The organism is Tessaracoccus sp. MC1865 (genome assembly GCF_017815535.1).
Classification (GTDB): Bacteria; Actinomycetota; Actinomycetes; order Propionibacteriales; family Propionibacteriaceae; genus Arachnia.
Genome location: NZ_CP072596.1, coordinates 150,839 through 168,327, shown reverse-complemented (window position 1 = coordinate 168,327; position 17,489 = coordinate 150,839). Strand labels below are relative to the sequence as shown.

Annotated in this window: 20 protein-coding genes; 5 read left to right on the top strand and 15 right to left on the bottom strand. The window is 67.9% G+C overall.

Annotated elements, in window-relative coordinates; all coding sequences use genetic code 11:
* Window positions 1-38 precede the first annotated feature (38 nt).
* Window positions 39-785 (bottom strand): sortase domain-bontaining protein, encoded by a 747-nt coding sequence (locus tag J7D54_RS00710; protein ID WP_182762971.1) that lies wholly within the window; start codon window positions 783-785, stop codon window positions 39-41.
* A 161-nt stretch (window positions 786-946) separates the two neighbouring features.
* On the opposite strand from J7D54_RS00710, the gene J7D54_RS00705 reads away from it, so the two are divergent.
* Window positions 947-1,387, top strand: coding sequence for an Hsp20/alpha crystallin family protein (locus J7D54_RS00705; protein WP_076063374.1), 441 nt, complete (start codon window positions 947-949; stop codon window positions 1,385-1,387).
* 92 nt (window positions 1,388-1,479) lie between these two features.
* Window positions 1,480-2,040, top strand: coding sequence for a protein-L-isoaspartate O-methyltransferase (locus tag J7D54_RS00700; protein ID WP_182762972.1), 561 nt, complete (start codon window positions 1,480-1,482; stop codon window positions 2,038-2,040).
* A gap of 12 nt (window positions 2,041-2,052) precedes the next feature.
* Here J7D54_RS00700 and J7D54_RS00695 read toward each other — a convergent pair whose 3' ends face one another.
* Window positions 2,053-3,000: a sugar-binding transcriptional regulator gene (locus tag J7D54_RS00695; protein ID WP_182762973.1), complete on the bottom strand. Its 948-nt coding sequence runs from the start codon at window positions 2,998-3,000 to the stop codon at window positions 2,053-2,055.
* A gap of 84 nt (window positions 3,001-3,084) precedes the next feature.
* Here J7D54_RS00695 and J7D54_RS00690 point away from each other — a divergent pair, with 84 nt between their 5' ends.
* Window positions 3,085-4,695 carry an alcohol dehydrogenase catalytic domain-containing protein gene (locus J7D54_RS00690; protein WP_182762974.1) on the top strand — a complete coding sequence of 537 codons (1,611 nt, stop codon included), beginning with the start codon at window positions 3,085-3,087 and terminating at the stop codon, window positions 4,693-4,695.
* Between the two features lie 6 nt (window positions 4,696-4,701).
* Here J7D54_RS00690 and J7D54_RS00685 read toward each other — a convergent pair whose 3' ends face one another.
* Window positions 4,702-5,067 (bottom strand): RNA-binding S4 domain-containing protein, encoded by a 366-nt coding sequence (locus J7D54_RS00685; RefSeq protein ID WP_182762975.1) that lies wholly within the window; start codon window positions 5,065-5,067, stop codon window positions 4,702-4,704.
* Window positions 5,068-5,147: 80 nt separating this feature from the next.
* Here J7D54_RS00685 and J7D54_RS00680 point away from each other — a divergent pair, with 80 nt between their 5' ends.
* On the top strand, window positions 5,148-5,837 hold the full coding sequence (locus J7D54_RS00680; RefSeq protein ID WP_182762976.1) for an SDR family NAD(P)-dependent oxidoreductase: 690 nt from the start codon (window positions 5,148-5,150) through the stop codon (window positions 5,835-5,837).
* 1 nt (window position 5,838) lies between these two features.
* Here J7D54_RS00680 and J7D54_RS00675 read toward each other — a convergent pair whose 3' ends face one another.
* On the bottom strand, window positions 5,839-6,168 hold the full coding sequence (locus J7D54_RS00675) for a plasmid stabilization protein (protein ID WP_182762977.1): 330 nt from the start codon (window positions 6,166-6,168) through the stop codon (window positions 5,839-5,841).
* A gap of 123 nt (window positions 6,169-6,291) precedes the next feature.
* A complete protein-coding gene (locus J7D54_RS00670) occupies window positions 6,292-7,185 on the bottom strand; it encodes an oxygenase MpaB family protein (RefSeq protein ID WP_182762978.1) in 894 nt (297 codons plus the stop codon).
* 125 nt (window positions 7,186-7,310) lie between these two features.
* On the opposite strand from J7D54_RS00670, the gene J7D54_RS00665 reads away from it, so the two are divergent.
* Window positions 7,311-7,787, top strand: coding sequence for a cupin domain-containing protein (locus J7D54_RS00665; protein ID WP_076063400.1), 477 nt, complete (start codon window positions 7,311-7,313; stop codon window positions 7,785-7,787).
* A gap of 35 nt (window positions 7,788-7,822) precedes the next feature.
* Here the strand turns inward: J7D54_RS00665 and J7D54_RS00660 are convergent, their stop codons facing one another.
* The 10 genes from J7D54_RS00660 to J7D54_RS00615 all read right to left on the bottom strand — a co-directional run bounded on the left by J7D54_RS00660 (window position 7,823) and on the right by J7D54_RS00615 (window position 17,483).
* Window positions 7,823-9,253, bottom strand: coding sequence for an L-fucose/L-arabinose isomerase family protein (locus tag J7D54_RS00660; protein ID WP_182762979.1), 1,431 nt, complete (start codon window positions 9,251-9,253; stop codon window positions 7,823-7,825).
* A 64-nt stretch (window positions 9,254-9,317) separates the two neighbouring features.
* Window positions 9,318-10,439, bottom strand: coding sequence for a mandelate racemase/muconate lactonizing enzyme family protein (locus tag J7D54_RS00655; protein ID WP_182762980.1), 1,122 nt, complete (start codon window positions 10,437-10,439; stop codon window positions 9,318-9,320).
* The gene (locus J7D54_RS00650; protein ID WP_182762981.1) at window positions 10,436-11,458 is read right to left on the bottom strand and encodes a LacI family DNA-binding transcriptional regulator; all 1,023 of its coding nucleotides are present in this window, start codon (window positions 11,456-11,458) and stop codon (window positions 10,436-10,438) included. The genes J7D54_RS00655 and J7D54_RS00650 overlap by 4 nt, the downstream gene beginning before the upstream one ends.
* 39 nt (window positions 11,459-11,497) lie before the next feature.
* Entirely contained in the window at window positions 11,498-12,403 is a 906-nt protein-coding gene (locus J7D54_RS00645) for an amidohydrolase (protein ID WP_182762982.1), read from the bottom strand.
* On the bottom strand, window positions 12,400-12,633 hold the full coding sequence (locus J7D54_RS00640; RefSeq protein ID WP_182762983.1) for a biotin/lipoyl-containing protein: 234 nt from the start codon (window positions 12,631-12,633) through the stop codon (window positions 12,400-12,402). The genes J7D54_RS00645 and J7D54_RS00640 overlap by 4 nt, the downstream gene beginning before the upstream one ends.
* Window positions 12,626-13,618 (bottom strand): thiamine pyrophosphate-dependent dehydrogenase E1 component subunit alpha, encoded by a 993-nt coding sequence (locus J7D54_RS00635; protein WP_182762984.1) that lies wholly within the window; start codon window positions 13,616-13,618, stop codon window positions 12,626-12,628. Before J7D54_RS00635 ends, J7D54_RS00640 begins: the two co-directional genes overlap by 8 nt.
* On the bottom strand, window positions 13,615-14,649 hold the full coding sequence (locus J7D54_RS00630) for an alpha-ketoacid dehydrogenase subunit beta (protein WP_209455168.1): 1,035 nt from the start codon (window positions 14,647-14,649) through the stop codon (window positions 13,615-13,617). Before J7D54_RS00630 ends, J7D54_RS00635 begins: the two co-directional genes overlap by 4 nt.
* Window positions 14,650-14,665: 16 nt before the next feature.
* On the bottom strand, window positions 14,666-15,409 hold the full coding sequence (locus tag J7D54_RS00625; protein ID WP_182762986.1) for an SDR family NAD(P)-dependent oxidoreductase: 744 nt from the start codon (window positions 15,407-15,409) through the stop codon (window positions 14,666-14,668).
* Window positions 15,406-16,464, bottom strand: coding sequence for a Gfo/Idh/MocA family protein (locus J7D54_RS00620; RefSeq protein ID WP_182762987.1), 1,059 nt, complete (start codon window positions 16,462-16,464; stop codon window positions 15,406-15,408). The genes J7D54_RS00625 and J7D54_RS00620 overlap by 4 nt, the downstream gene beginning before the upstream one ends.
* A gap of 14 nt (window positions 16,465-16,478) precedes the next feature.
* On the bottom strand, window positions 16,479-17,483 hold the full coding sequence (locus tag J7D54_RS00615) for an ABC transporter permease (protein WP_182762988.1): 1,005 nt from the start codon (window positions 17,481-17,483) through the stop codon (window positions 16,479-16,481).
* Window positions 17,484-17,489: the final 6 nt, after the last annotated feature.

Below are 17,489 nucleotides of genomic sequence, written 5' to 3'. Positions count from 1 at the left end.
TCGAGCTCGCCCCTCCTACCTCACGGAGTTACGCGCGGCTACGACACGGGGACGGCGGTCACGACGATGTTGTCCGAGTAGATCCAGCCGCGGCTCGTCCGGATGAAATCCCCACCGCAGGTCACCAGGTGGAGCCGGCGTTCGCCGTCTGTTGCGAAGAGCCTGTCCGGGAGCTCGGTCTGGCGGTACAGGTGCACGCCGCTGACCACCCACTCCTGGCGTCGGCCCCGGTCGTCCCAGGTGCTGATGCTGGCGCCCGGTTCGACCTCCCCCAGGTAGTAGAGAGCGCCGCGGTCCCCGCTGTAGACGACATGGCCGGCGAGGAGAGTGGACCCGGTGCCGGCCCGCAGCGGCTGGACGGTGTTGAGAAGGCCCACCTTCGAGAGGTTGCGCGGCAAAGTCATCGCATTGTCCGCGGAGACTCCCTGGTTCACAATGCCGGCATCCACGTAGATCGACGGGATCTGGAGGCGACTGACGAAGCTTCCGCCACCGTCACCATCGGCCGGAGGTTCCTCGACCGGCTCGGTACGCACGAACGGCCCCAGTTCAGCCTTGGCCTCTTCCTCGATCACGAGCGGCTCGACGTCGGGGGCCGCCGACGGCCTGGCCGCGATGGCCTCCTCGGCGCTCATGGAGAACTGCCGGCTGGGTTCCGGGGTCTCCCCCGGCGGACGTTCCTGGAGCCCGGACCAGACGAGGTACCCACCGCCCATGGTCAGTGCCACGGCGAGCAGCACCCACAGGCCTGCCCGCCACCCCCTGCGGCGCGTCGCTCCAGTCACCAACCCAGCGTAACGCGGCGATTGACGGGCGACAGTCGGCCGATCGGCAGAAAATAAAGTTGAGCGCAGTTCGCTCAACCCGGGCTTGACTCACCGCGGTCTCGGATTAAACTTGAGTCCAAGAGGCTCAACCCCGAGCTGCACACAGAGAAAGGGAAACCATGGCACGCACGTTTGATCCGTTCCGCGACATGGAGCGCCTGTTCGAGCAGCGCTCCACCTCCCAGCCGGGCATGAACATGGATGTCTATCGTTCGGCCGATCACTTCGTGGCCGAGATCGACCTGCCTGGCGTTGACCCGTCGAGCATCGACATCGACATCGACGACCGCACGCTCACCATCCGCGCCGAGCGCCAGAGCAAGGCCGCGGAGGACACCCAGTGGCTGACGCGGGAGCGCGCCACCGGCACGTTCGCCCGCCAGTTGATGTTGGGACGCGGCATCGACGCCGGCAAGATCGAGGCCGACTACACCGACGGCGTCCTCACCGTCATGCTGCCGGTGGCTGAGGAGTCGAAGCCGCGCAAGGTGTCCGTCGCCCATTCCGGCGGTCAGCGCGAGATCCGCTCGGAAGTTGTCGAGGAGGGCAGCGAGGGCTGATCCCTCCTGCAGGAGTTGCCACGGGGCGCCGCACACCACGTGCGGCGCCTCTTTGTCACCCCCCGCGCAGCGCGACGGGGCAGACTGGAGACATGACGAAGCTCGACGACGCATTCGACGTGGTGGCGCGCGCCGACTTCCTGCCGCCGAAGGTCAAGCCCTTCGCTGATCTGGACAGGGCGCTGGCGATCGGTCACGACGCGACCAACTCGCAACCCTGGACGGTGCGCTACATGCTGGAGCATCTGGACCCGCAACCCGGAGACAAGGTGCTCGACGTGGGCAGCGGCTCGGGCTGGACCACCGCCCTGCTCGCCTACCTGGTGGGTGAGAGCGGCTCGGTCGTCGGCGTGGACATCGTGCCTGAGCTCGTGCAGATGGGTCGCCTGCACATGGACAACCGGTTCCCGTGGGCGCGCTTCGAGGAGGCGGAGGAGGGTGTGTTGGGCTGGCCCGAATCGGCTCCCTACGACCGGATCCTGGTCTCGGCCGACGGCGGGAGCGTGCCGGAGGACCTGGAGGCGCAGCTCGCCCCCGGCGGCCGGATGGTGCTGCCCGCGTCGCAGCGCATCATCATCGTGGAGAAGGACGCCGACGGGAAGCTGACACGAAACGCCGCCGCCGGGATGTTCAGCTTCGTCGAGTTGCGGTAACCGGCTCGGTACTCAGCCGGCGAGGAGCGCCTGCGCGGTGGGCTCGTCGGTGACCAGGGCCGTGATGAGCCGGCCGCGGATCGCGCCGCGGATGGCGCCCACCTTCTCCACACCGCCCGCGACCCCGACGACGTTGCTCATCTCCCGCAACTCGTCCAACCCCAGCCCGATGCGCCGCTCGGACCACGGGGTGGCGACCACCCGGCCCTCCGCGTCGTACCACTCCCCCAGCATGTCGCCCACCGCTCCACGCGCGGCGAACTCTGCCACCTCCTCGTCGGTGGTCACGCCGGCCAGGACAGCCGAGCCGCCGGGGGTCGCCGACCCCATCCCCGTCAGCGTCACGACGGCGGAACGAGCCAGGTCCAACACCTCGCGGACAGCCTGCTCGTCGGCCAGCGCGCTGGCCATCTCGGCGCTCGAGACCAGCAGCGGGGCGGGCACGGTGCGCAGCCGGCGCAGCACCCCCGGGGAGCGGGTGAGCACGTCGTCGATCCCGCTCAGCTCGCCGGCGCAGGCGACGAACTGCACACCGTCGAGCGACTCCTCGGACAGCTCGACCAGTGCACGGGCCACCGAATCACCCCAGGAGACGCCGACGACGGCGCCGGGGTGCAGGTGTCGCCTGGCGTAGGCGGCCAGCGCGGCGGCGACGCGCTCGTTGGTACGCTCGCGCGAGAGCCTGCCCTCAGCGGTGGGGACCACGATGACGTCGGTCAGCCCAGAGGCCTCTTTCAGCCTGGTGGCCAGCTGCATGGCGGCGAGGTACTGCGAGTCCATCTCGATGCGCACGATCCCGTGCTGGCGGGCCGCTTCGAGCAGCCGGCCGACGGTCTGGCGCGAAACGAACAGCCGCTTGGCCACCTGCGCCTGCGTGAGGTCGTCCTCGTAGTAGAGCCAGGCGGCACGCACGACGAGGTCGAGGTCGTTCGGCGTGGGGGTGAGCACCTTGGTGAGCATATGCCCAGTTCGTGCGGACAGCCTTCCTTCGGACGGCAACGCGCCTAGATTTGATCCGTAGCACTCAGAGAAAGGGTGTCCCTCGTGACCCAGATTCCCGCCCTGCAGCATGCCATCCAGTTCGTCGGCGTCGACGAGATCGTGCTGAACACCGAGAAGCCAGTCGACGAGGTCGGCCCGCATCAGATGCTCCTCCAGGTGGAGGCGTGCGGCATCTGCTTCTCCGACACCAAACTGCTCCACGCGTTCGACTCCCACCCCCGCAAGGCCGAGGTGGTCAAGGGCATCGACCTCGACGCGCTGCCGGAGATCCCGTCGTACCACCCCGGCGCCGCTCCGGTCGTTCCGGGGCACGAGCCCGTGGGCCGCATCGTCAAGGTGGGCGACCAGGTCACGCACTTCGCCGTGGGCGATCGGGTGCTCGTGCAGGCCGACTGGAAGCACCTGCGCACCGCCAAGTCGAACGGCGCCTTCGGGTACAACTTCGACGGCGCCCTGCAGGAGTACGCCCTCATCGACGAGCGCTGCGTCGTGGCGCCCAACGGTGAGGAGTTCCTGATCCACGTCTCCGACGGCCCGTCCGCCGCCGCAGTGGGCCTCATCGAGCCCTGGGCCACCGTCGAAGGCTCCTACGCGTGGGCGGAGCGCGACCACCTCAAGGACGGCGGTCGCCTCCTGGTCGTGAGCGACGGCGAACCCACCGGGCTGGACGCGCTCACCTCGGCGCACGTGCCTGCAGAGACCGTCTCCGTGACTCCGGGCGAGGTCGCCTCGCTCGAGGGCCAGGTGTTCGACGACATCATCTACTACGGCTCAGACCCTGAGGTCATCGAGGCCACGGCGCCGCTGCTCGGCACGCGCGCCACCTATTGCCTGGTGCTCGGCGGCGGGACGATCGGCCGCAAGGTGGCCCTCGACATCGGCCGCGTCCACTACGACTTCATCCGCTTCGTCGGCACCACCGGCGACGACCCGGCCGACGGCTACGCCTGGGTCCCGGCCAACGGCGAACTGCGCGCCGGTGACAACGTCGCCATCATCGGCGCAGCGGGCCCGATGGGCATGATGCACACCATCCGCGCCGTCACCTCCGGGGTGGAGGGCATCCGCGTCACCGGCACAGACCTCAGCGACGACCGCCTGACGCACCTGGCGCGCACCGTCGATCCCATCGCCGCCGGCCGCAGCGTGCCGATCACCTACGTCAACACCGGCAACGAGGAACTGCAGCACGGTTTCACGCACATCGCGTGCATGGTGCCCGTCCCGGCGCTGGTCAGCCAGGCCGTGGACCTCGCCGGAGAAGGGGCCATCCTCAACGCCTTCGCGGGTATCCCTGCCGGCACCCTGGGGGACTTCGACCTCCAGGGGATCGTGGAGCGCCGCATCTTCATGCTGGGCACCTCGGGCTCGGATGTCTCGGACATGCGCACCGTGCTGCGCAAGATCGAGGAAGGCATCATCGACACCCACATCAGCCTGGACGCCGTGACCGGCATGAAGGGTTTCCAGGACGCGATCGACTCGGTGATGAACCGCACCAGCGGCGGCAAGATCATGGTGTACCCGATGCTGCACGACCTGGAGTTGACGCGTCTGGTGGACATGCCGGAGAAGCTTCCGCATGTCGCCGCGAAGCTGAACAACGGCGTCTGGACCAAGCAGGCCGAGGAGGCGTTGCTGGCCGGCGCCTAGCCCACGCTAGTGGCCGCGGAGCTGCTCGATCGCCCGGCGTTCACGCTTGGTCGGGCGGCCGGCTCCGCGGTCGCGCACCGCCACGCGGCCCACCATCTCCGGGATGGGTGGCGGCTTCTCGGGCGTCCGGTCGATGTAGGCGGCCTGCGCCAACGGAGCGCTGACCCGCTTGGCCAGACCGGGGTCCACCACCTCGAGGATCTTCTCGTCCTGGTCCTTGCGCACCCGGATGACCTGGCCCGCCACCACATGCTGCGACGCCTTGGGCAGCAGGTCGTTCACCCTCACGTGCCCGCCGCGCACGGCCGAGGTCGCGAGCGAGCGGGTCTTGTACACGCGCACCGCCCACAGCCAGGCATCCAGTCGGGTCATGCGCCGATACTAATCGCCCGGTCAATGGGTGTCGGGGAGGCCCGGTACGGTAGCGACGAGACCTGCCAGAAAGGAACCCCATGACCAGGAAAGCCATCGTCACCGGCCACAGCAAGGGCCTAGGTGCCGCGCTCGCCTCGCAGTTGGAGGCCGACGGCTGGGCCGTGCTCGGCGTGTCGCGCTCTGCCGGCGCCCAGGTGGATCTGGGGTCGGCGTCGGAACTGGCCGCGTGGCTGGAATCCGGCGCACTCGCGGAGTTCCTGGCGGACGCCTCCGACGTCATCCTGATCAACAACGCGGGGGCGGTGTCGCCCATCGGCTTCGTGGGCACGCTGGACCCGGCGGAGATCGAGCGGTCGGTCAACGTCAACGTGACCGCTCCCCTCATCCTGACCGACGCCGTGGTGAGGCTGCGCACCGCTGGGGCGTCGCTGCGCGTGGTGCACGTCAGCAGCGGCGCGGCCCGCCGCCCCTTCGCCACCTGGAGCACCTACTGCGCCGGCAAGGCCGCCGTCGACATGCACGCCGTGGCGCTCGCCGAGGAGAACCTCGACGGTGTCCGCGTCGCGTCGATCCAGCCGGGCGTCGTCGACACGGGGATGCAGGCCACGCTCCGGGCGACGGACTTCCCTGGCCGCGACGAGTTCCAGTCGCTGAAGGACGAGGGTCGCCTGTCATCGCCCGACGAGGCGGCGCGCAGGATCATCACGCTGCTCAACCGCGCAGACTTCGGCGAGAAGGTTATCGCGGACGTCCGCGACGCCGGCTGATTCACTTCTTGTCGACTGCCTTCTCCAACTCCGCCTTGTTCATCTTCGAGCGGCCCTCGATGTTCTTGCGCTTGGCCTCTTCATAGAGCTGGTCCCGGGTACGGCCACCCGCCCCCTTGTGGGAGCGGAGGCCACCGCGTCGGCCTGACGAGATGTCCTCGCGGGACAACCTGCTGGATTCCTTCGCCTCGCCTGCCCGAGCGCGCTCCTTGTTCACCGTGCGGGCGGCGATCTCCTCAGCGGTGTCCTCGTCCTCGCCGCGCTCCTCGAGGCCCTCCTTGATGTGCTCGTACTGCCGTTCGCGCTTGGCGCTCCATGCCTTGGGGCCCATCTCCACCTCCTGCTCGGTTCCATCAACGCTACGGCGGCGTTCCACGTCCGGCTACCCCCTTTAGCGCGGGCCCGACGGGTGGCTGCGTCTGGCGCGGACAGTCCGCTCCCTCCCCGCGAACGCTCAGGAAGCGGCCGTGCGGGGCGGGGCACCCAACCGGTCGCGCCGGGCCTCGGGAGTGAGCGCCCAACGCACGATCGTCGTCGAGAAGCGGCCGAGGGGCTGACCGAACAGCACGTCGAACCACCGGCCCGCGGGGAGCCGCAGTTCGCGACGCGCCCATGGGGGCAGGGTCGAGATGGCACCGGCTGCCAGCATCCAGTAGCCGGGGCGGGCGGGCCAGGGCACGGGCGGGTTCTTGAGCAGGAAGTCCACGGTGTCGAGGGCGGGCGGAGAAGCGCGTAGTTCGGGCCGGTACTTCTCGATGGCGGCAAGCAACTCAGCTTCCGTTCGTGGCAGGTCGACGGCGCCGAGCATCTCGCCGACGGGGGCCGCCTGCGCGACGTATTCGTCGGTCTCCTGCTGGGTGAGGCGCCGGTCGCCGAAGTGCTGGAAGCTGGCCAGGAAGCTCTGGGTCTCCGCGATGTGGACCCACTCGAGCAGGTGGGGGTCCGAGGCACGGTAGGGCGTGCCGTCGTCGGTCTTGCCGCGGACGCGTTCGTGCACTGTGCGGATCCGGTCGATGAGCGCCTCGGCGGACGGGATGGGTCCGTAAGTGGTCATCGCGATGAACTCGGAGGTGCGCTGGAGGCGACCCCACGGGTCCGAGCGGTAGCCGGAATGCCCGGCGACTCCAGCCATGGCGGCCGGGTGCAGCGCCTGCAGCAGCAGCGCCCTGATGCCGCCGGCGTACATCGCGGCGTCGCCGTTGACGTGCCAAATGACGTCGTCGCGGCCGTGCCACCGATCGCCCTCGGCGCCCCAGATGAGGGCGGCCTTGGCGTCGGCGTCTTCTCCCGCGACCCGCGAACGCAGGGTGCGCCCCAGGAGTGACCGGAAGCTGGCGATCGGGTTCATCTCTCCAGCCTACGTGGCTGCGGGCGGCGCACGGGCGCGTGGACCCCAGCCCCAAGGGTGGTCTTCGCCCGCACCGCCGCCGGCTGTCACCCGGCGCCGCTAATGTGTGCGGGTAGGAGGAAATCATGAAGATCACCGACAACGGGCCTCAGCCCAACGCGTTCGACATCGAGACCGCCACGCGGGAAAACACCAACTACCGCACGGTCGCCTGGACGGGGAAGTACTTCCAGGTAACCCTCATGTCCATCCCGGTGGGGGAATCCATCGGCCTGGAGATGCATCCCGAGACAGACCAGTTCCTGCGCATCGATGCGGGTGAGGGCAAGTGCGTGATGGGCCCGTCCAAGGACAACCTGGACTTCGAGCAGGAGGTCGAGGACGGCTGGTCCATCCAGGTGCCCGCCGGCACGTGGCACGACGTCCTGAACACGGGCCAGGAGCCCCTGCAGCTCTATGTCGTCTACGCCCCCACGCACCATGCGCAGGGAACCGTCCACGAGACGGCCGCCCTGGCGGAGGCCGACGAGGAAGCGGGCGGCGACGAGCCGCCGAGCTGGTCGCACCAGCCCGCGCCGGATGCTGAGGACAAGTCGGCCTGATCCGACGCGAGGGCTGCGCCTGCGGGGCGCAGCCCTCACACCTCGCGGTACCCGATTCCCGCCAGTGACGCGACGGCCTTGACCGTTGCAGCCTGGTGTCCGACGCACAGCGCCCAGTGATGTCCCACACCCGACGCGCTCCAGTCATCAACCCAGCGCCCCGGATCGCGGCCGAAGTCGACGCGCGACGTGGTGTTGCCGATCTTCAACAGCGGGCCTTCCACCACGGTGCCTTCAGACGTCGTGAAGACGTAACTTCCATCACAGTTCTGGCCGAGCCCGAGCAGCGTGACCGGCCCATGGGCCACGTCGAACTCCACGGAGACCCCCCACCCACGTTTACCGTGGTACACGCCGAGTCCCCGCAGGAGGGGTCGCCGGGCGGAGATCGCCAAGTGGGCCGGACCGTCGTGGCCCATTTCGACGACGTTGTCCTCGTAGTTGAGCGCCTGGATCTCGGTGAACGAACCGCCGGCCCCGAGTGACTGGGCGGTCAACATCGCGATCGCCGTGCGCAACTCGTACTCGCCCGCCGCAGGGATCCCCCGTGCGGTCAGCAGCGAAGCACCAAGGATCATGCCGGCACCGAGCCGCTCGTGGTACTCGCCGCCAAGACCGCGGTGGTAGTAGGCGATGGAGTCGAGGTCGAAGTCCTCGACGAGGCGGTCCAGCCCCACCGAGACCTGGGCGGCCCAGCGGAAGTCTTCTTCGGCGACCGTGTCGTCAACTGTGAAGATCTGTCGAGCCAACTCCACCCTCTCCGCGACCTCGTCGCCGGAGACCTCGTTGACCCGCTCGCGAAGATCGTCGAACTCCAGGACCTCCACGTGGGCGCCGAACGTGGTCGACACCGTCGTCAGATCCGTGGAAACGTCCAGCATCCCGGGATAGAGATGCCCCATGAGCCCGTGCCGGGCATTCCGGAGCCGGGACCGAGCCCCAGCGGCCCGCACCCACTGCAGAATCCGCTCCCAGGCGTCGTCCTGGCGCAACCACCCGGTGACGGACCTGAACTCGATCCCGGCCCGCATGAACACGTTGGCAACTTCGGGGACTGGACACTGGCCGCAGAACGCCAACCATTCACCCGTGCCGAAACTGTCGTGATCCATCTTCTCCGACGGTTGGAGATCGATGATCAGTACGGGCGCACCCGCCCGCTGCGCGATCGGCAACACCTGCGACGACGTCAGGTAGGTGGTGAGGTAGATGACGACGAGATCACAGTCGGCGAGGCGCAGCACCTCGGCCGCCTTGCGGGACTCCTGCGGATCCGACACGAAGCCCGCGTCGATGACCTCTGCGTCAAGTCGCCTGAACCTGTCTGACACATAGGCGACCGATTCCTTGAGCAGCGGCAGGAGTTGGGGGAACTGCTCCCAGTACGCCCCCAACCCGCCGCTCACCAGCCCGATCTTCATCCGGGGCCGGCTGTGGGGTGTGAGTCCTAACGAGTTGTGCAGCATGCTCTCTCCCTGGTTCTGGAGGCATTCGGATGGATAACTCCTTGTCACGGACATTTGCGTGACGCTAAGTCTCTGCGACGGCCAGCAGTCGCTCAACATCGATCTCGACACCGAGGCCGCTGCCTTCCAGCGGAGACACCAGGCCGTCAACGGGCAGGGGCAGCGCCGGCGAGAGTTCAGTGATCAGCGTGTTTCGCAACGGGGCCACCTCGAACTGGCGGCAGTTGGCGCTGGCCAGCGACACGGCCAACCCACCCGCGTACGAGATGGGGCCGGCAAATGCGTGGGCATTGACCTGCCGGTGGTGCGCGGCGGCCAACTCGGCCCCGGCCCGGAAGCCCGAGATCCCGCCGGCGCGCCCAGGGTCGATCCCTAGGACGTCGACGGTGCCGGTGGCCAGGATCTCCGCCATCCCACCGACGGTCCATTCACGCTCGCCGTAGGCGATCAAAGTGCTGGTGGCATCCCTCAGACGGGCGTAGCCCTCCGGGTCCCGCGCTCCCAGCGGCTCCTCAATCCAGTGGAGCCCGTACTCTTCGAACGCCAGCACGCGTCGGATGGCATCCGACGGAGACCAGGCGACCCGCGGCGAGACGTCGATGAGGATCTGCGCCTTCTCACCCAGGGCACGCCGGATTTCGGACAGGAACGCCACGTCGCGCTCATGTTCGAAGCCCAGGTGGGCGTCGCCGGCCTTGCCGAAGCCCACTTTGACCCCGGCGGCGCCGAGTCGCTGAGCCCACTGTGCGAACTCTTCTGCGCCTTGCCGGAGATCGGCGCGCATGGCGTGGCTGGTGACGATCGTCGGGAGCGATTCATGCCGGGCTCCCCCGAGCAGGTCCACCACGGAAGCGCCCAGCCGACGGCCCAGGAGATCCCACACTGCGGTATCCAGGGCGGCCGTTGCGAAGCCCGAAACGCCACCGAACGTTCCGTACCACCAGCCGCGCTGCTCAGCGAAAAGTCCCACTCCTGCCGGGGTGGCGGGGGTCCCTAAAATGGACTCCGCCCAGGTTCTCAGCACGATCGTGGTGGCGCGGGCGGCCTCCGGAGCGATCGTGACGGCCTCGCCCCATCCGTGGTTACCCGCGTCATCGGTCAGCCGGCAGATCGTGACAAACCGTGTCGAACCATGGTCGTTCGGCTCGGTGTAGGGCACTGTCCAGGCCTCGAGTTCGGTGATCATCGGCTCTCCTTCGGCAGCACTCCCCGGCCGTCGAAGATCGTCGGGAGCAGGCTGACCTCCGGCTCTCCACTGCGGAGCAGCCGTAACATTTCGGCGGCGATGACCTCACCCATCGACGCATCTCGGCGCACTGAGGCGATCCCTGGTGTCAGGACGTCGAAGTGCGGCCATTCGTCAAGAGCGACGATGGAGATCGCATCGGAGACGCCCCGCTCACGCAGCACCTGGAGCGCTCCAAGCGCAGGACCGATGCCCCCTCCGAGGATCGCGTCGGGCGGCCGGTCCATCCCGAGCAGTTCCCCGGTGGCCCGGTGGCCCCAGTCTGAGTCGAAGGCTCCGAACTTCAGCAGCTCGGTGTCCAAGTCGATGCCGGCCTCGGTGTGGGCGTCCATCATCGCCCGCGTCCGTTCGCGGGTGGAGCGCACGTCGAGGTTGCCGGTGACGAGGGCGATTCGGCGCCGTCCGTCCGCGAGCAGCGCCCTGACAGCCTCCAGCACGCCCGAATAGTGATCAGTCAATACGGCGCCGGCGCTCACCCCTTCCACCTCGCGGTCGACCAGGACGAGCGGGACGGTCAACTGTTGGAGCGCAGAAACGGTGTCGGGGGCGGTCTCCGTCACGAGTGAGGCGATCACCCCGTCCACCCGGCGCCGTCTCAGCACCGCCAGGTTGCTGGTCTCGACCTCAGCGTCGCCGTCCGAGCTCATGAAGATCATGGAGTACCCCGCCTGACGGAGGTCGTGTTCGCAACGCTTGGCGATGTTGGCGAACAACGGGTTCGAGATGTCGCGCAGGAGGAACCCGACAGTGGTCGTGCGTCCCTGCCGCAACGCCTGGGCGAGGTGGTCGGGCACATAGCCGAGTTCTGCGGCGGCCTTCTCGACCTTCGCCCGCATCTGCGGCGACACGTCAGGATGACCGGTCAACACCCGTGAAACGCTGGAGAGGGCGACCTGAGCCCTGCTCGCAACGTCCCGGATCGTGGCATTGCCGGGTACCGGTTCAGCAATTCCCGTCACTCGTCACACCTCCTTTCGTCGCAGGCGAAGCACGCCGTCTCACCGCTCCGGGCGGTACACGCGTTCCGCAGTTGTGATCAGCACCTGCTCCTGCTCCTCGCGATCAAGGGAGCCGAGGAGCTCTCGGTACACAGCGATAATGCTGTCATAGGAGGAAAACAGCCGGTCGAGCGGCCAGTTGCTGCCGATCATGCAGCGTTCCGGCCCGAAGACCTGCAGGCACGTTTCAGCCCATGGCCGGAGCGAATCCAGCGTGAACTGGGGATCGGTCATGGCGATCCCGGACATTTTGCAGGTGACGTTGTCGGCCTGCGCCAACTCACGGATGCCGGCGGACCAGTTGTCGAAGTACTCCTTGTCCCTGCGTCGCGGGAATCCGATGTGCTCGAGCACGACGGGTAGTTCCGGGTAGCGCCCCGCCATCCTGCGGGCTGCCGACATGTTCGGGTATGCGCAGTCCAGGTCCAGCAGCAGCCCTCGTTCCGTGAGCAGCGCGAGGCCCCGTTCCATCGCGGGGTCGTTCCGGCCGGAGGCGAGCCACGGTTCGACGGCGAAGTCCCGCACCCCCCGGAACCGCGTGCTTGCAGCAAGGTGGGCGTCCATCACGTCCCCGGCGTCACGGTCAGCGAGCGTGACGTGGCCGACGATGGCCGCCAACCGGGGGTGTTCCACGGCCATGGCCTCGAGCCAGCGAGTCTCCTCGACGGGATCCGGGGAACCGATCGCGGCTTGGACGTGGACGAACGACGTCACGCCGCTGAAGCGGGCCTCCGCCTCGAGCGCGCGCATCGTGAAGGCACGCATCTTGATTTGGTCGATGTTGCCGAGTTCGTAGTGGTCATCCGGCGTGTCGATCCAGTCCCAGCGGAGGCTGGGGTGCGAGAGGTCGAACAGGTGGATGTGAGTGTCGACGAAGGCGGGGAGCCTGTCGGTGATGATGCTCATGGCTCGTACTCCAGGACGGTCGCGCCCACTGCCACCTCGTCGTCCTCGCCGACGAGGACGGCTGTGACCTCGCCGGAGAACCCCGCAGCGACCTCCGCGTCCACCTTGTCGGTCTCGACCACCAGCACCACGTCCCCCGGAGCGACGCGGTCGCCCACCGCGACCTCGACCGAGACGACGACGTACGTGTCGCTTGAGTCGGCCACTTTCGGCAGCTTCATGTCAGCCATGGGACCCCCCTTCGGTCCAGACGTGCTCGAACATTGCGGCGGACGTCGGGCTCTCTGCCGCAGTGGCGGCCTGGACGGCCCGTTGCACGGCCTCCCGCGCCTCGACCTCGACACCATCGAGGTCGGCGGCACCGGTACCTCGGTCCAGCAGTGCCGCGCGACTGATGGTGAGCGGGTCCCGTTTCCGCCACTCCTCCAACTCGCCCTCGGGCCGATACGGCGCGGTATCGGAGCGTGAATGCCCGGAGAAGCGGTACGTCTTGGCCTCAACCAGGGTGGGACCCCCGCCCTCACGGGCCCTGTCAGCAGCCTCTCCGACCACCTTCCGCACCGCGTCAACATCCATTCCGTCCACCTGTTCGCCCGGCATGTCGTAGGAGGCGGCGCGGCGGACCAGATCCTCGAAGGGGGTGGTGACGTCCCATCGGCTGTACTCCCCGTAGACGTTGTGGTCCAGGAGGAAGACCACTGGGAGCTGCCAGATGGCAGCCAGGTTGAGCGACTCATGGAAGGCGCCGATGTTGCTGGCACCGTCGCCGAAGACCGCGGCAGCCACGCGGTCCTCCCCCTTGGTCTTGAAGGCCAGTGCCGCTCCTGCGGCCACTGGTAGGCCCGCGCCGACGATGGCGAAGGTGGGCAGCAGGCCCACCTCGTCGAGGCAGAGGTGCATGGAACCGCCCACGCCGCCGGTTGAGCCGGTGGTCTTTCCCATGATCTCGGCGAACATGGATTCGAGCGGCAGCCCCAACGCCAACGCGACGCCGTGGCCGCGATAGGTGGCAGTCACCGCGTCGTCGGCGCGTAACACCGAGGCCAGCCCCACGTCGAGGGCCTCCTGGCCCTGGCACAGATGTGTCGTCCCGTGGATCGCACCGGAGGCGAACAGCTCGTTCACGGTGTCCTCGGCCACCCGGATCTCCACCATGCGCCGGTAGCGCTGCAGCGGGTCATCGAGGGCTGCGCGCAGATCCAGGGCGGTGCTCATGCCGTCGCCCCCTTCACAGTCAGGCCTTCGCGGTCCCACCAGTCGGGCAGGGGTTGACCGTCACCCACCATCGCCTGGACCTGACGGACGACCTCGTCGGCCGAGGGTGCGTACATCTCTTCCAACTCCTTGCCGTAGGGAACAGGGACATCCGGAGCGCTGACCCGGCACGGTGGGGCCTTCAGGTCGCCGAAGGCCTCCGCCGCGCACAGACTGACGATCTCGCTGCCCCAGCCCCCCGAGTGGGGCGAGTCCTCCACGACGACGAGACGCCCCGTGCGGCGTACCGAAGACAGGACGGACTCCCGGTCGAGCGGCACGAGGGTGAGCAGATCGACGACCTCGGCCTCGATGCCTTCCTGCGCCAGCCTCTCGGCCGCCTCCAACGCAACCCTGGTGGTGCGGCCCAACGCGATCAGCGTCGCGTCGACACCGCCTCGTGCGACACGGGCATGACCGATCGCGATCCGGTGGCCGGTGTCGACCTCACTGCGCACGCCGTAGAGCACGCGTGGTTCCAGCACGACGACCGGATCCGGGTGCTCGATGGCCGCCCGCAACAGGCTGTACGCGGTCTGCGCGTCGCTCGGGCTGACGACGGACAGGCCAGGGGTCGCCGAAACCCAGTTCTCCAGGGTCTGTGAATGCTGACAGCCGAAACCCGTGCCCGATCCGACCGAGGCCCTCAGCACCATGGGCACCGTGTACTGGCTCCTGGACAGGTAACGGATCTTGGCCGCCTCGGTGGCCAACTGGTCCAGGGCGACGCCCAGGAACTCCATGAACATGATCTCGACCACGGGGCGCAGCCCGTGCATGGCGGCACCTACAGCGGCCCCGGTGAAGGCCATCTCGGAGATGGGTGTGTCGCGGACTCGCTCCGGTCCGTACCGCTCCAGGAGCCCGTCCGAGGTCTTGAACGGGCCACCTGCGGCCGCCACGTCCTCACCCAGGACCACTACCGAATCGTCGGCCGCCATCGCATCGGCCAGCGCCGCCGAGATGGCCTGGTTCATTCGCATTCTTGGCATGTTGCGTCCCCTTCCTTCAGTACATGAGTTGCCCACCGGAGACGTTGATGACGGCTCCGGTGATGTAGCTGGCAGCGTCGGAGAGCAGGAACACGGTGGCCCCGACCAGATCATCGGGGTCAGCGAGCCGCCCGAGGGGTACCTCGTCGACCAGCCGTTGGCGGTCCTCCGGTGAAACCCCCTCGCGCAACATCTCGGTGTCCACGTAGCCAGGGCTGACGGCGTTGACCCGCACGCCGTCAGGCGCAAAGCTGCGGGCGAAACCCCGCGTCATGCTCGTGACCGCACCTTTGGTGGCCGCGTAGACGATGCTCCCCTGGTAGCCCCCGGACATCCAGCCCTGCGAGACGTAGTTGACGATTGAGCCGCGCCCCACTGAGCGCATCGTGCGCCACGCCTGGCGGTTGAGGAAGTAGGTGGCCTTCAGGTTCACTGCCACCTGCGTGTCGAAATCTTCCTCGGTCACTTCGTCGACCGCGCTGCGGCGGATGATGGCCGCAGTGTGCACGAGGCCCACCACCTCACCCAGCGCCCGGGCGTGCTCGAACAGGTCCTCATGTCCACCCACGTCCACCAGGTCGTACGACGCGGGGGCCCCACTCCGCAGGTGGGGAGGAGTCCTCCCCGGGAGATCGACCGCCAACACACGCACACCGGCCTCGTCCAGGGCGAGGGCCACCTTGGACCCGATGGCACCGGCTGCACCGGTGACGACGACGACGCGTCCCTTCAGAGAGGCGCCCAGGTCGAGGCCCGTCACTTCCGCTCCTCGAAGTGCCCTGAACCGGCACTGGCGTAAGCGAGCTCCAGTGCTTCGACGGTGCGGGCGCCGAGCCATGCCGGCGCGCAGTTCTCCACATGCCCGCCCTGCGCCAACTCAATCACGGTGTCCACAGGGCCGATGCAGTCGTAGGCGCCATCCTTATCGGTGAGTGGGAGGTTCGCTTCGAATCCATCGGAGCGGAACAGCCAGACCTGTTCGCGCTCGACGTCGACCCGCAGTTGGCCCTCGCTCCCGATGGCAAAGAAGTTGAGCTGGTGTTTGTTGTTTCCGGCCCCGACGTGGTTGGACCCACCGAACATCGTCCCGATGGCGCCTCCCTCGTACCGCAGCGTCACGGCATCGTGCAGCTCGACTGGAGCACTCAGGGGCGCCGTCATCCGCGCAAACGCACCGTCCACGCGCATGTCGGTCAGCCACAGTTGGAGGCCCAGTGCGTGGCTGAGTTGAGCCTGCGCGTAGCCCCCGCCGGAGATACTCGGGTCGGTCCAAGTCTCGTTCTGCGGAAGCAGGTCCTTGCTCGCGTCCGGATAGGCGCCGGTGTTGGAGAGCAGTTCCCTCGTCTGCGACGACATGTGCAGGCTCACCGCCTCCACCTCGCCGATGCCGTGCTCGGTCATCAGCCGCTTCGCCTGCCGGATCATCGGCTTGAAGTTCCACCCGAACGCCACCACCACGTGACGGCCGGTCCGCTCGCTGGCTTCGGCCAGCCGCCAGGCGGACTGGGAGTCGATGGCCACCGGCTTTTCCATCAGCACATGGATACCGCGCTCCAGCGCCGCGACGCCCTGCTCGACGTGGAAAGACGTGGGGCTCGAGATGACCACGACGTCGATGTCGTGGTCGAGGACGTCCTGCCACTCGGTATGGGCATGGGCGAAGCCATATGCCCTCTGGACGCGTTTGAGCGCATCCTCCCCGCGCCGGTTGACGGCGACGAACTCCACGTCGTCGCGGCGGGCCAGGTTGGGCAGGTGGGAGGCGAGGGCCCAGGATCCGGCGCCGATGACGCCGACTCTGGTCTTGGCGGACATGTCAGTTCTCCTTGTCAGGCTGGTGAGAAGCGTTCTCGTAGCCGGTCGAACGAGACGGCTGCCACGAGCAGGACGCCGTTGGCGACCTGTTGCCAATAGGACGAGACGTTCATCAGGATGAGTCCGTTGTTCAACACTCCGATGATGACCAGGCCGAGCAGAGTTCCGAGCACCGATCCCCTTCCACCCGACAGGCTGGCTCCGCCCAGCACGATGGCGGTCACGACCATCAACTCCATCCCGAGGGCCGCATTGGGCACGGCGGCCCCCAGTTGTGAGGTGAGGATCATGCCGGCAGTCGCCATGGCGACGCCGGAGGCCACGAAGGCGAGGAAGATGGTTCGGCGGCTCGGGATGCCCACCAGTCGGGCGGCAACGGGATTGGCGCCGATGGCATAGATGTTGCGCCCGAACACGGTGTAGCGCAGCACGACGTAGACCACCGCCATGAAGGCCAGCAGGACGACGACGGGCATCGGGACCCCCAAAGGACGCGCCGTGCCGAGGTAGCCGAAGTTCGGCATTATCACCGTTTGCCCGTCTCCGAGAAGGAAGGCCACGCCGCGGAACGCCGCCAGCCCACCGAGGGTGACGATCAGGCTGTTCAGACCGACGACCGTTACGAGCACACCGTTGATGAGACCGATGATGCAGCCGGTCGCGATGGTGGTGAGCACCGCCACAGGCAACCCGAGGGTGGGGGTGAGCACGGCAAGGACAATCCCGCACAGGGCGGTCGCCGCACCCACCGACAGATCCACCTGCCCCGCGATGAGCAGCAGGGTGCCGGGCGCCGCGAGGATGCCCGTCACGGCGATCGCGGTGAGAATGTTCAGCAGGTTGTTGGCGCTCAGGAAGAAGGGGCTCGCCACGCTGAAGAAGACGATAAGGACGGCCAGGACTCCGATCAGCGCGGCCATCTCAGGGATCGTGATCCTCTTGCGGGCGGGCGCCGCGTCAGCAGTAGCCGGGTCTGGCGCTGCTGCGGGCTGACCCACCTCGGGGCCTGTCTCACTCATGGGTTC